Raw genomic sequence first — 12,658 nt, forward strand, 5'->3', positions numbered from 1 at the left:
CGGGTCAGCCGCGCGCCAACGGGTTCGGCAGGGGCAGGTAGCGGGCGTCCGCGCCGTCCGCTCCGGTCCAGCGCAGCAGCAGGTTGGTCTTGCCGGGCAGCGTGGGCGAGGTGAGCAGGGCGGGGATCTCGGGCAGGTCGTGCCGGGCGAGTTCGCGGCGCGCGGCGGGCCAGGGGTCGAGTCCCGGATGGTGTTCGGCGAGGGCGGCGGCGATCTCGGTGAGATGGTTGACGACCAGGCAGTACACCAGCCGCTCCCAGCCCGCCGCGCGGGTCACCTCCGGCAGCAGCTTGGCGCCCTCGGCGTCCCGGAACAGCGCCTGGACGGGCGTGCCGGCCCGGTCCACGGCGACGAGGGTGTTCTGCAGATGGGCTTCGAGGACGACTCCGTGGTCGTCGAACGCCGTGAGGGCGGGCGGCACGACCTGGCGCAGATAGGCCTCCCACCAGGCCGACGGGTCGGCCGCGGCGGCCAGCGGGCTGCCGTCGAAGCCCTCGGCGAGGCCGGCGGCGAGCAGCGGAACGGCGCCCGGCAGCAGATGGCCGCGCAGGCCGTCGCGGACGAGGACGGCGAGCTCCTCGAAGGCGAAGGCGGCCGTGCGGTAGCCGCGGTCGCTCAGCCAGGCCGCGGGCGGCCCCAGCGCCGCGAAGGCGCGCTGGGCGGCCGTGTCGGTACGGCGCAGTTTCCGCAGGTCGTGGCGCCACAGGCGGCGGATGTCGTTGGTGATGCGGACGTCCAGGCTGAACTTCAGGAACAGGTCGCGCCGGGGCTCGTACACCGTGCGGATCGCCGCGGTCGGCCAGGTGTCGAAGGCGGTCGTGCCGAGGCGGAGCAGCCGGCCGTCGGCGAAGGCCTCCGCCAGCTCGCGGCCCACCAGGTCCAGCTGCCAGGGGTGGGCCGGCAGCAGGCGGTAGCCGGGCGGGGCCGAACCGAGCGCGTCCAGGGCGCGCGTGTCGCCCTCCTCGGCCACCTGGTCCTCGCGGACGCCGAGCAGCACCAGGGGGAAACGGGCGTGCGCCTCGGGGGCGTACGGCAGCCAGGAGGCGACCGGGCCGCCGCCGCGCGCCTTGGGCGCGGGGTGGTACGGGTGGCCGCCGATCAGGGACTGCTCGGACCGCAGATACGGGTCGGCGGGTGCCGTCGCCCGGGCGCGGGCGGTGAGCAGGGCCGCGACCGCGTCCCGGCTGTCGACCATCTCGGCGGGCAGGTCGCCGCCGGACAGCCCGGTGTGCCGGCGCAGCTCCTCGGCGACCAGTTTGACCAGCTCGGAGTGGCCGACGCGGTGCCAGGTCCCGGCCGCGCACACCTCGGGATCGGCGGGGCGCCGGCCGGGTCGCACGCGCAGCAGCCGCCCGCTGGGCAGCCGGTGGACCCGCAGGTCACCGGGGTGCCCGAGCGGCTCGGCCACCTCGCGCAGCAGGCAGTTCAGCAGAGGCGCGGCCGCGTAGGCGTCGGCGCGGCCGCCGACGGCTCCGGGGGTGGGTGCTCCGGAGGAGGGTGAGGAGTCCACGCGATCCATTCGTTTCGTCCGGGGTGGTCGCCATCAGTATGTCTGTCGTCGCCGACAATCGTCCTCCGTGCGCCGTGTACCCGAGGAGCCGACCGTGCACCGTCCCCCCGCCGCCGAGACCCGGGTCGCCGAGGAACTGGCCGCCGTCCGGCCCGGGCTGCTGCCCCGGTACACGGCAGAGCTGCCGGGCGCCCGTGCCGCGGTGCTGACCCGGCTGTGGCGGGCGCTGGCCCATGAGCCACTGCCGTGGATCACCGGAAGGGTGCAGGGCGCGCACAGCCTCGCGCTGCGGCTCGCCGACGGCCGGACGCTGTACGGGCCGCACGCGGACCCGTACGCCACCAGCGCGTACGTCACCGGCGTCCGTCTGGACCGGGAACACCAGGTGGATCCGGCCGCGCTGATGACTGCCCTCGGCGTGCCGCACGGCTCCGCGTTCGCGGCAGAACTGGCCGACAGTGTCGCCTCGTTGGCGCTGTCGCGGGCCGGCGCGGCTCACCCGAAGGAGTGGCCGGTGGGGGTCCCCCCGGCCGGAAGCCGAGAGCGGGACTGGGAGTGGGAGCAGCGGGTGACCGACGGGCATCCGTACCACCCGTGCTGCCGTTCCCGGCCCGGTTTCTCCGTGGCGGACCAGCTCGCGTACGGCCCGGAGCACCGGCCGGTCGTGGAGCTGCGGACGGTGCCGGTGCCGGCGGACGGGTGCCTGGTCACCGGCGACTGGCCGGAGGAACTGCGGGACGGCGAGCGGGTGCTGGTGCCGGTGCACCCCTGGCAGGCGGACCACGTCCTGAAGCAGCCGTACGCTCCCTGGCGCCCGGCCCGCCCCCTGCTCTCCCTGCGTACCCTGGCGCTCCCGGACGGACCGCATGTGAAGACCGCGCTCAGCGCCCGGCTGACGTCCTCGGTGCGGGACATCTCGCCGTACTCGGTCGCGGCCGCCGCGCCCCTGTCCGCGCTCGGTGAGGAGCTGGCGGCGCGCACCGGGGGCCTGCTGCACGTCACCCGCACGCTGGGCGCGGTCTCGGCCCACTCCCCGGACCTGGCCGCGCTGCTGCGGGAGTCGCCCGAGGTGTACGCCGGCCAGGGCGAGCGGGTCGTACCCGTGGCCGCGCTCGCCACGACGGCCCTGCCCGACTCGCCCGCCTGGCTGGCGGCGTTCACCCGGCTGGCGCTGACCGTGGGGCTGCGGCTGCTCGACCTCGGCGTGGCCCTGGAGGCGCACGGCCAGAACCTGCTGGTGATCCTGTCGGCCGACGGCACCCCGCTGCGGCTGGTCTACCGCGACCTGGCCGACATCAGGATCAGCCCGGCCCGCCTGGCCCGGCACGGCATCACCCCGCCGCCGCTGACCGGCCGACTGATCACCGACGACGAAACCGCCCTGCGCCGCAAGCTGTTCGGCTCCCTGGTGGCGGGCGCCGTGGCCGGTGCGGCGGGTTCGGGGCCGGCCCTGGGAGCGGCGCTGTCGGCCGCCGTACCGGACCTGCCCGACACCCCCGGCCTGCGCGCCTTGCGCGAAGGGCCGCTGCCGGCGAAGGCGTTGACCCTGATGCGACTGTCCCCGCAGGCCCCCGGCGACCAGTGGACGTCGCTGCCGAACCCGCTCGTTTTGGAGCACACACCGTCTGATCAATAAGATCCGCCGATGATCACAAGACAACGGCTGGCGGCGGGCGTCTGTGCTCTGCTCGCCGCCCTGGCGGCCGGGATCGCGTTCCCCGGCGGGGCCGTCGCCGACGAGACGGAACAGGCCGCTCCGAAGGTCGAACTGGTGCTGGACGTCAGCGGTTCCATGCGGACGCGGGACATCGACGGCGGCTCCCGGATGGCCGCGGCGAAGCAGGCGTTCGACGAGGTGCTGGACGCGACGCCGCAGGAGGTGCAGCTCGGCATCCGCACGCTGGGCGCCAACTACCGCGGCAACGACCGCAAGGAGGGCTGCAAGGACACCGCGCAGCTCTACCCGGTCGGCCCGCTGAACCGGACCGACGCGAAGACGGCGGTGGCCACGCTGCAGCCCACCGGCTGGACGCCGATCGGGCCCGCGCTGCTGAAGGCGGCGGACGACCTGAACGGCGGCAGTGGCACCCGCCGTATCGTCCTGATCAGCGACGGCGAGGACACCTGCCAGCCGCTCGACCCGTGCGAGGTGGCCCGCGAGATAGCGGCCAAGGGCATCGGCCTGACCATCGACACCCTCGGCCTGGTGCCGGACGCCAGGACGCGCGACCAGCTCAGCTGCATCGCCGACGCCACCGGCGGCACCTACACCGACGTCCGGCACAAGGAGGAACTGTCCGACCGCGTGGGCCAGTTGGTCGACCGGGCGGCGGATCCGGTGGTGACGCCGGTGGCCACCGAGGGCGCCGCGCAGTGCGAGAAGGCGCCGACGCTGAAGTCCGGGCTGTACACGGACCGGGAGGAGTTCGGGCAGCAGCGCTGGTACAAGGTCGACGTCGACCCCGGCAAGGAGCTGCGCGCCTCGGTGAGCGTCGCCGACGACCGCGCCGTGAACCCGGACTACGGGGTGCTGCTGCGGGCGGTGACCGTGCCCGGACGCGAGATCGTGCGCGGCGAGGCCGCGGGCACGGGCCGTACGGACGTGATCTCGACGGGTCTGCGCTATCCGAAGCCGGACAGCGACGACGACAACGCGCCCGCGGAGACGGTGTGCCTCGAGGTCACCAACTCCTTCTCGGCGGCGTCCGGGGTGAAGACCACGCCGGGTCTGCCGCTGGAGCTGACCGTGGACGTGGTGGACGGGCCGTCCGGGCATCACGACGTGGCCTCCTTCGGCCTCGGCCGTGGCTGGTGGCTGCTGGGGGTCCTGGTGCTGACCGGCTTCCTCGCCGGTCTGCTGTGGGGCTGGCTGTCGCGCTGGCGGATCGCGGTCTGGAGGACGAACTGATGCGGATCACACGAGTGCTGGGCGGGGCGCTGCTGGCGCTGGGCCTGGCCGCCGGGCCGGCCGCCGCCGACACCCCGAGCCCTTCGCCGAGCGCGTCCGCCGACGGCTCGGCGCCCACCAGGGCGGGCACCTCCTTCCGCACGGCGACGGAGCTGGAGCAGGGGCAGCGGGCCACCGCCTCCGGCTCCACCGGTGACTACATGTACTGGTCGTTCCCGGCGGACATCGGCCAGCGGCCCACCGTCAAGGCGAAGGTGAAGCTGCCGCGGACGCACGGCACGCAGAGCTGGCAGCTCGCCGTGTACGACGGGCTGCGGCGCCGGCAGGCCTGCCAGTACGGCGCCGACCCCCGTACCGCCGCGCAGGACGCCTCCTCGGTCGAGCTCGCCTGTGTGCTGCGAACGGTGCGCGGCTGGGCCGAGCCGTCGGCCAACGACCCGCTGCCGGGCACGTACTACGTCCGGCTGACCGTCGTGGACCTCGGCGCCACCGACCTCGGTCAGCCCGTGAGCGCCGAAGTACGCGTCGACTCCAAGGACATCGGCGGTTCGGCCGCGGCGGACGGCTCGCTGGGCAAGCCGCTGGTACCCGGCATCGCCGTCAAGTCCGGGGAGAAGACGGACGGTTCGAAGCCGGCGGTGCTCTCCAGCTTCGGTTCGAACGACGGCTGGTCCTCCGGTTGGTGGTCCGACCGGTGGGTGTGGACCGGGCTCGGGGCCGTGCTCGCGGCTCTCGCCGGGATCGGGGGGTACGCGCTGACGCGGGGGTCGGGACGGCCGTCGCGGGTGCCGCCGAACGCCTGAGCCGATGTGACCGAAGGCCCGCCTGCCGGCGGGCCTTCGCCTTTCTCCGCTACGCCTCCCGCAGCGCCTTCGCCGGTGTGCCGTCGCCGGTCACCGTCACCCGGCCGTCCCCTACCGCGTCCCTCAGGCCCACCTCACCCCGGGCGACCGCCTCACAGGTGCCCGCGTCCATCGTCAGGCGGGCGTCGGGCTCGTCGGGGGCGGGTCCGTCGCCGTACACCGGGCCCTCCTGCGCGCCGAGGCGCAGATGGAAGTCCCCCTCCTCCAGCCGGACTTCGACCAGGCCCTCGCCCTCCAGCGCGCGCAGCAGCGGCAGCGCGAACCAGTGGGCGCGTACCGCGTCCGTCGGGCGCCGCTCCCCCAGCTCGGCCTCGCCCCAGCTGCCCAGCGCCTGCAGCACCGGCAGCAACTCGCGTCCCCGGCCGGTGAGTTCGTAGACGTAGGCCGCGCCGGGCGGGGGCAGCCGCCGACGCGTCGTGAGGCCGTCGCGCTCCATGTCCTTCAGCCGTGAGGCGAGTACGTCCGTGCTCACGCCGGGGAGGTCCGCGTGCAGGTCCGTGTAGCGGCGGGGGCCGGCCAGCAGCTCCCGGACGATCAGCAGCGTCCAGCGGTCGCCGACGAGATCGAGGGCGCGGGCTGCGGAGCAGTACTGGTCGTAGCTTCGGCGTGGTGACATGCGACGCAGTCTAGACAAGATGTTGGACTTTCCAAGCGTCCACTTGGTAAAACCAAGCAACACCAGTTTCCGGAGGGGCGCATGGAGTTCCGGCAGTCGAACAAGCTCAGCGAGGTCTGTTACGAGATCCGCGGCCCGGTGATCGAGCACGCCAACGCGCTGGAGAAGGCGGGGCACAGCGTGCTGCGCCTGAACACCGGCAACCCCGCGGCCTTCGGCTTCGAGGCGCCGGAGGAGATCCTCCAGGACATGATCCGGATGCTGCCGCAGGCGCACGGCTACACCGACTCCCGCGGCATCCTCTCCGCCCGCCGGGCGGTCGCCCAGCGCTACCAGAACCTGGGCCTCGACGTCGGCGTGGACGACGTCTTCCTGGGCAACGGCGTGTCCGAGCTGGTCTCCATGGCCGTACAGGCGCTGATCGAGGACGGCGACGAAATCCTCGTCCCCGCCCCGGACTACCCGCTCTGGACGGCCGTGACGACGCTCGCCGGCGGCAAGGCGGTCCACTACCTGTGCGACGAACAGGCCGACTGGAACCCGGACCTGGCCGACATGGCGTCGAAGATCACGGACCGCACCAAGGCCGTGGTCATCATCAACCCGAACAACCCCACGGGCGCGGTGTACCCGAAGGAGGTCGTCGAGGGCATCCTGGATCTGGCGCGCCGGCACGGCCTGATGGTGTTCGCCGACGAGATCTACGACCAGATCCTCTACGACGACGCCGTTCACCACTCGGCCGCCGCCCTCGCCCCCGACCTGGTCGTCCTCACCTTCTGCGGGCTGTCGAAGACGTACCGGGTGGCGGGTTTCCGCTCCGGCTGGCTGGTGGTGACGGGCCCCAGGCAGCACGCGCGCGACTACCTGGAGGGCCTGACCATGCTGGCCTCCATGCGCCTGTGCGCCAACGGGCCCGCCCAGTACGCCATCCAGGCCGCGCTCGGCGGCCGCCAGTCCATCCGCGAACTCACCCTGCCCGGCGGCCGGTTGTACGAGCAGCGCAACGTGGCCTGGGAGAAGCTGAACGAGATCCCCGGCGTGTCCTGCGTGAAACCCAAAGGCGCGCTGTACGCCTTCCCGCGCCTCGACCCCAAGGTGCACAGGATCCTGGACGACGAGAAGTTCGTCCTCGACCTGCTGCTGCGCGAGAAGATCCAGGTGGTCCAGGGCACCGGCTTCAACTGGCCCTCGCCCGACCACTTCCGCATCCTCACCCTGCCGCACGCGGAGGACCTGGAGGCGGCGATCGGCCGGATCGGGCGGTTCCTCGGCGGGTACCGGCAGTAGCCCGTTTCGCTCGTTCGCGCGCTTGTGCGAAGATCGCTCGCATGACCGGGGGGGGGACTCCGCTCAGGCGGGTACCGCGCTCTCGGTGCGCGCCCGACCAGCGCCGTGCCGCGCTTCCCCCTGGTCCGGTTCCAGCAGACCAGGGGGAGCACCGTTGTTCTCGTACAGAAAGCCGTCCTCGTCCCGCATACGCCGGGTGACCGTCGCCGCGGTGTGCGGCGCCGCCCTCGGCGGGGCGATTCCGGCCGCGCAGGCCCAGGCCGCCGGGTCGCCGACGCCCTCCGCCGGACAGGAGGCCCGGCAGGCCGCGCGGTTCTGGACCGCGCAGCGCATGGCGGACGCCAAGCCGCTGGACGCGGCCCGCACGGCACCCGCCGGAACCGGCCCGGGGGTCGCGGCGGCGGGACGGCCCCAGGGCACCCTGTTCAAGGGGACGCCGCTGGTCGGGACGTTCTTCGGCTCCGACGGGCCGAGCGGTACCACCTGGCACTGCACCGGCAGCGTCATCGACACCTCCGTGCGCAGCGTCGTCCTCACCGCGGCCCACTGCGCGCTGAACATGAAGAGCGACTACGTCTTCGTGCCCCAGTTCGTGCAGGGCGCCGGCCCGGATCAGCAGCCGTACGGCATCTTCCACATCCAGCACGTCTACATCGACCCCCGGTACACGCCCGACAAGGGCTCGTCGACCACCAAGGGCCCCTCGTCCGACCTGGACACCGCGTTCGCCCGGGTCTCGGCCAACCAGAAGGGCCAGAGCCTTCAGGACGCGGTGGGCGGCGGACTGACCTTCACCCGCCCCAGCGGCTACGCGCAGAAGAACGTCACCGTCGTCGGTTACCCCTCCTACCAGCACAACAACGCGGGCCAGGCCGTCAAGTGCACCGTGCCGACGACCCAGCTCCCCGGCTACCGGCAGATGTCCATGACCTGCGGCGGCTACTACGGCGGCACGTCCGGCAGCCCCTGGATCACCGACTACCAGGACGGGGCCCTCACCGGCCACGTCATAGGCAACCTCGGCGGCTACAACGGCGGCGGCAACGACGCGAACGTCGACTACATCAGCTACGCCCCGGCGTTCGGCGCCGACGCCGCCAACCTCCTCGCCGACGCGGTGGCCGGCCAGGACCCGCCCTCCGGTCTGCCGCCGTACACGGGCCTGCAGTTGCCCGGCGGCGCGGCCCGCTGGAAGGGCGCCGCGCTGATGGCCTCCGCCGACTACACCGGTGACCAGCTCGGCGATCTGCTCGTCGTCTGGTCCGACGGCGGGGTCACGCTGTACCCCGGGGACGGCAAGGGCGGGTTCGGGGCCGAGAAGCGGCTGCTGAAGGCCAACTCCACCTGGACGCACGCCCGGAGCATCACCGGCGGGACCTTCGGCGGCACCCGGCCGGGCCTGCTGGTGCGCTGGTCCGACGGCGAGGTCACCCTCTACCCGGCCCTCGGTGCCTCCGGGGTGGGCCGCGAGGTGCAGATGGCCAAGCCCAAGTCCGACTGGCAGAACGCCGTGCAGCTCACCGCCGGGCAGTTCCACGGCGCCAAGGGCGCGACCGACCTGCTGGTGCGCCGGTCCGACGGCAGCCTGGTGCTGTACACCGGGATCCGCTCCGGCTCCTTCGGCACCGGCAAGCGGCTCGTCGGGCCGAACGGCACCTGGACCAAGGCCGCGCTGCTCACCGGCGGCGCCTTCAAGGGCACGAGCGGCGCGGACCTGCTCGTGCGCTGGTCCGACGGCTCGCTCGACAGCTGCACCGGCATCTCGGCCGCCGGGCTCGGCACCCGGTCCCGGCTGGTCGGCCCCAACGGCACCTGGACGCACGCCCAGGTCATGACCTCCGGTGACTTCACCGCCGACCACACCGGCAACGACCTCGTCGTGCGCTGGTCCGACGGCGAGACCTCGCTGTACGCCGAGACCGGCGCCAAGTCCCTCGGCACCGAGACCACGCTCGTCTCGCAGGGCAGCTGACGACGCGACGACAGCACGAGGGGGAACGAGGCGCGCGACCGGGCGCCCGACCGGCGGCAACAGGACCGCTGGACGCCTGCGGGCAGGCCATCGCCGTGGAACCGCCGCTGCGCGCCTCGACCCGATCCTGACGGAAACATCCGGCGGCCCGCTCCGGGAATGCCCGGACCGGGCCGGCGGTTGGTGCACTCCGTACCGGATCACCGACCAGGGGGACGACGTATGCGGATCGACGTGCACGGAACGGTGGCGGAGGGCTTCGAGGGCGTCCGCGAGGAGTTCGCGGCGGTGCTCGCCGGGGAGCGGGACGATCCTGGCGCACAGCTGGTGGTGTACCGGCACGGGCGGCGTGTGGTGGACCTGTGGGGCGGTGACGGCATCGACGGGAACTCGCTGACGACCCTGTACTCCATCGCCAAGGGAGCCGCCCACCTCGTCGTCGCCATGCTGGTGCAGGAAGGGGTGCTCGACCTGGGTCGTGAAGTCGCCGCCTACTGGCCGGAGTTCGGCGCGCACGGCAAGGACCGGCTGACACTGGGCGAGCTGCTGGAGCACCGGGCCGGACTCGTCGGCGATGCCGAACAGGCCTTCACCGTCGAGGAGTTGGCGGACGACCGGATCACCGCGGCCCGGCTGGCGCAGCGCAGGCCGCTGTGGGAGCCGGGCACCGCCTGGGGCTACCACGCCTTCGTCATCGGCGCCCTCACCGGCGAGGTGGTACGCCGGGTGACCGGGCGGTCCATCCAGGAGCTGTACGAGGAGCGGATCCGGGCGCCGTACGGGCTCGACTACTACCTGGGGCTGCCCGCGGAGGCCGAGAAGCGCTGGGTGGACGTGCAGCCGCTGCTGCCGACCCCGGAGGAGGCCGCGCTGCTGAAGGAGCGGGCGGCGGCTCCGGACAGCATCCGGGGCATCGCCTTCAGCGCGCACGGGCCGGAGCCGATCGACCTCGTGGCCTTCGGCAACCACCCCCGGGTGAAGGCGCTCGGGCCGACGTCCTCCGGCGGTGTGGGCAACGCGCGCGGGGTCGCCGGGATGTACGCGGCGGCCATCAGCACCGTGGACGGCAGGCCGCCGCTGCTCACACCCGCGACCGCGGCCCTGTTCGCCGAGCTGCGCACCCCGGGCGGTCCCGACCTGGTCGTCGGCAGCGAGAACCACTTCGCGCGCGGCTTCGAGCACACCCCCGCGCTCTACCCGTTCCTCGACGCCGGCACCTTCGGGCACAGCGGCGCGACCGGCTCGCTGGGCTTCGCCGACCCGGCACACGGCATCGCGTACGCCTACACCCGGCGCCGGTTCTCCTTCCCCTCCGGGGTGGGCGCCGCCCCGGAGAACGGCCGTCTGGCCGAGTCCGTCCTGCGGGCGGCCGCCTCCCTGTGACACCGTGCTGACAGGCGAGCGGGAAGGCGCTGACGTGGGTGACCTCTTTCTCGTCCGGCACGGTGAGACCGAGTGGTCGCGGTCCGGACGGCACACCGGCTGGACCGACGTGCCCCTCACCGAGCACGGGCGGGAGGAGGCACGCCGGCTGGGGCCACTGATCCGCTCGCACCGGATCGGGGCCGCGTTCGTCAGCCCCCTGCAGCGGGCCCGGGAGACGGCCGAGCTGATCGGGATCCCGGACGCCCGGGTCGACGCCGACCTGCGCGAATGGGACTACGGCGGGTACGAGGGCGTGACCACCGTCGAGATCCAGCGGAGCCGGCCGGGCTGGTTCCTGTTCACGGACGGGGTCGCGCCGGGGCCGCCGGAGCACCCGGGCGAGACCCCGGAGCAGGTCGGCGAGCGCGCCGACCGGATGCTGGCCAAGGTCGACGCCACCCTCGCCGGCTCCGAGGACGGTGTCGTGCTGATCGCCCACGGCCACTTCCTGCGCGTCCTCACCGCCCGCCGCCTCGGCCTCCCGCCCCGGCACGGGGCCCTGTTCCAGCTGGCGACGGGCACCCTGTGCCGGCTGGGGACGGAGCACGAGCGGCCGGTGGTGGCGGGGTGGAACATCCGGCCGCGGGAGTAGAGGGGTTCGGGAGCGGGGAGGCACGGGAGCGGGGGGTACGGGAGCGGGCGTGCGGCAGCGGGGGGTTGCGGGACCGGGGATGGGGGCGGCAGCGTACGGGCGGCAGCGGCATGGGGCCGACTGCATACCGTGTGCGGGACACGGCGTGCGGGCCACCGTGTACGGCTGCGTGTATACGGCTATACGGCTGCGTGTATACGGCTGTCCTCGGACGAGCCTGCGTCCGCAGCCGGCCTGTGGACGGCCGCCCGGAAACCAGGGCCGCGTTGTCAGACCCGGGCCGTACTCTGCGAAATGGGCCGTGTGACGGGCGGTCCGCGGGCAGGGGACGGGAGCGGAAGGGGTGCGCTGTGAGCCGACCGCCGACCGCCGCGCAGCGGCGGGTGATCGAGGCCGCCGATCCGGTGACCGGGCGGTTGCGGGGTACGGAGGCGCAGCTGACGGCGCTGGTGCGGCGGGGGCTGGCCTTCCGGCACCCGCGGCCGCCGCATGAGCACTTCCTGACCCCGGCGGGGCACCGGATACGGGAGGCGAAGCCACGGGAGGCGGTGCCCGAGGCGGAGGGGGCGGAGCCCGCGGCGGACGCCGGGGTGTTCGCGGCACGGGTCGGCGGCGAGACGGCACCGCCCGCGGACGGTCCGGCGCGGCTGCGCGAGGTGCACGGCGCCTGGCAGGGGCTGCTGGAGCTGCGCCGGATGACCAACCCCGACGGCGCGGTGGACCGGCCGTGCGGCTGGGAGCGCACCCATCTGGTGCGGGCGGCAGCGCTGGCCCTGGAGGCGGCCGGACACCGTCCGGCGGCCGGGGAGGCGGAGGGTTACCGGGTGCGTGCGACCCCGCAGCCGGAGGCGGTCGCGGTGTACGCGCCGGGGGCGGAGAGCCTGGCGGCCTGCGCGGCCACGCTGGAGCGCGCGGGCTGGCAGACCGGCGAGTACACCGAACCGCGCACGAGAGTGCGCTATCTGCTGGCGTCGCCGCGCCGGGTGTGAGCGCGTGCGAGGATCAGTGGCCAGTGTGTCGTACACGAGAAGGGGAACCCGTGAGCGAACCGTTTTCCGTGCGCGTGACCGTCCGCGGCTACGAGACCGACACCCAGGGACACCTCAACCAGTCCGTGTACCTCAACTACGCGGAGCACGCCCGCTGGTCGCTGCTGCAGGCGGCCGGCATCAGCCAGGCCCGGCTGGTGGGCCGGGGTGTCGGTCCGGTGGCGCTGGAGACGACGATCCGTTTCCGGCGCGAACTGCTCGCCGGCGACGAGGTCGAGGTGACCTGTGAGTTCGAGTGGGGCGGCGGCAGGACCTTCCGGGTCGTGCAGGAGATACGCAAGACCGACGGCACCCTGGCGGCCGAGGTCAGCGGGGTGGGCGGCCTGCTGGATCTCAAGGAGCGCAAGCTGGTCGCCGACCCGCGGGAGGTCTTCAAGGAACTGACGACGGACCTCGCCCTGTTCGGCCTGTAGGCCCCGCGGGCCCGCGCCCG

General features: G+C 73.7%; 11 protein-coding genes. 9 read left to right on the top strand and 2 right to left on the bottom strand.

The annotated features are described in order from the left end of the window. Positions 1–4: 4 nt before the first annotated feature. Positions 5–1,519: an IucA/IucC family protein gene (locus FB563_RS02870; protein ID WP_142218439.1), complete on the bottom strand. Its 1,515-nt coding sequence runs from the start codon at positions 1,517–1,519 to the stop codon at positions 5–7. An 85-nt stretch (positions 1,520–1,604) separates the two neighbouring features. On the opposite strand from FB563_RS02870, the gene FB563_RS02875 reads away from it, so the two are divergent. The 3 genes from FB563_RS02875 to FB563_RS02885 are packed head-to-tail and all read left to right on the top strand — an operon-like array spanning position 1,605 to position 5,221. Next, positions 1,605–3,146, top strand: coding sequence for an IucA/IucC family protein (locus FB563_RS02875; protein ID WP_055710290.1), 1,542 nt, complete (start codon positions 1,605–1,607; stop codon positions 3,144–3,146). Positions 3,147–3,155: 9 nt separating this feature from the next. Continuing rightward, positions 3,156–4,418, top strand: coding sequence for a VWA domain-containing protein (locus tag FB563_RS02880; protein ID WP_055710291.1), 1,263 nt, complete (start codon positions 3,156–3,158; stop codon positions 4,416–4,418). Continuing rightward, a complete protein-coding gene (locus FB563_RS02885) occupies positions 4,418–5,221 on the top strand; it encodes a hypothetical protein (protein ID WP_055710297.1) in 804 nt (267 codons plus the stop codon). Before FB563_RS02880 ends, FB563_RS02885 begins: the two co-directional genes overlap by 1 nt. A gap of 49 nt (positions 5,222–5,270) precedes the next feature. Here the strand turns inward: FB563_RS02885 and FB563_RS02890 are convergent, their stop codons facing one another. Next, complete coding sequence (locus FB563_RS02890) at positions 5,271–5,897, bottom strand: winged helix-turn-helix transcriptional regulator (protein WP_055710292.1); 627 nt, start codon at positions 5,895–5,897, stop codon at positions 5,271–5,273. 81 nt (positions 5,898–5,978) lie between these two features. Here FB563_RS02890 and FB563_RS02895 point away from each other — a divergent pair, with 81 nt between their 5' ends. The 6 genes from FB563_RS02895 to FB563_RS02920 all read left to right on the top strand — a co-directional run bounded on the left by FB563_RS02895 (position 5,979) and on the right by FB563_RS02920 (position 12,638). Next, a complete protein-coding gene (locus FB563_RS02895) occupies positions 5,979–7,187 on the top strand; it encodes a pyridoxal phosphate-dependent aminotransferase (protein WP_055710293.1) in 1,209 nt (402 codons plus the stop codon). 154 nt (positions 7,188–7,341) lie between these two features. After that, positions 7,342–9,159 (top strand): trypsin-like serine peptidase, encoded by a 1,818-nt coding sequence (locus tag FB563_RS02900; protein WP_234358077.1) that lies wholly within the window; start codon positions 7,342–7,344, stop codon positions 9,157–9,159. A gap of 222 nt (positions 9,160–9,381) precedes the next feature. Then, positions 9,382–10,542 carry a serine hydrolase domain-containing protein gene (locus tag FB563_RS02905; RefSeq protein WP_055710294.1) on the top strand — a complete coding sequence of 387 codons (1,161 nt, stop codon included), beginning with the start codon at positions 9,382–9,384 and terminating at the stop codon, positions 10,540–10,542. Between the two features lie 34 nt (positions 10,543–10,576). Then, on the top strand, positions 10,577–11,176 hold the full coding sequence (locus FB563_RS02910; RefSeq protein WP_055710295.1) for a histidine phosphatase family protein: 600 nt from the start codon (positions 10,577–10,579) through the stop codon (positions 11,174–11,176). A 350-nt stretch (positions 11,177–11,526) separates the two neighbouring features. Further along, on the top strand, positions 11,527–12,165 hold the full coding sequence (locus FB563_RS02915) for a hypothetical protein (RefSeq protein WP_055703404.1): 639 nt from the start codon (positions 11,527–11,529) through the stop codon (positions 12,163–12,165). Between the two features lie 50 nt (positions 12,166–12,215). After that, positions 12,216–12,638, top strand: coding sequence for an acyl-CoA thioesterase (locus tag FB563_RS02920; protein ID WP_055703403.1), 423 nt, complete (start codon positions 12,216–12,218; stop codon positions 12,636–12,638). Positions 12,639–12,658 lie beyond the last annotated feature (20 nt).

Source organism: Streptomyces puniciscabiei, assembly GCF_006715785.1.
GTDB classification, from domain to species: domain Bacteria; phylum Actinomycetota; class Actinomycetes; order Streptomycetales; family Streptomycetaceae; genus Streptomyces; species Streptomyces puniciscabiei.